The 711-nt window shown below is 42.5% G+C and carries 1 protein-coding gene; it reads right to left on the reverse strand.

Features of this window, described 5'->3' with window-relative positions:
* The coding region (locus U9R90_RS36600; protein WP_411061834.1) for a hypothetical protein at positions 1-711 on the reverse strand (711 nt) is incomplete at both ends.

The raw sequence follows: 711 nt of genomic DNA on the forward strand, positions 1-711 counted from the left end.
GCTGTTACAATCCGATACAATGGGCCTTCCAGGCGGCACTTTGCTCGGCCGGCTCCATTTTTCTCTTTCTTTATGGATCTTTGGTAAAAGATAAAACCTGCGTGCCCTTGGCACGGCAGGGCCTGCGAGGTATTCCCACTGCTTTCTGTTAATAATCTTTCTGTCACACATCTCCTCAAGTATTTCTTCCACCTCGACTTTAGTTTGTGGGTAGATTGGTTCATCGAGAGGAATATAATGGTCCGTGTTCTCTAACTGTTTCATTCCCTCCCACAAATAATCTTTCTTATCTAAAAGTACTATAGCGTTGCCTTTATCGGCTGGTTTTATGACGATCTCCGTATTGTTTTTGAGTAGATTGAGGGCCCGTTCTTCTCCTCGGGTCAGATTGGGTTCCTCTCTCCAGCTCCAGTGCAGATGTCGAAACGCATGTAGGTCAGCATCAATGATCTTATGGATCTGTGTCGGCAGTTTCGAGAGCGAAGGTGTCCAATCTGAACCGAACGTGAAGGGTGTCTTTTCTTTCGTCTTTTTCTTTTTCTCAAAGAAGGCCTCTAATTTGATCCTCCTGTGATATTTTTGTAAATCTTTTAATAATTCAATCTTTAATGTTTTCTGATTTCTAGGTGCTGGTACGAATGACAGCCCTTTCAATAAAAGTGATTCTTGTGATTTTGTGAGATGGAATGAAGCAGTCAGATTAACAATGAG

Origin of the sequence: Streptomyces sp. E11-3, from assembly GCF_046540415.1 — a bacterium.
Classification (GTDB): domain Bacteria; phylum Actinomycetota; class Actinomycetes; order Streptomycetales; family Streptomycetaceae; genus Streptomyces.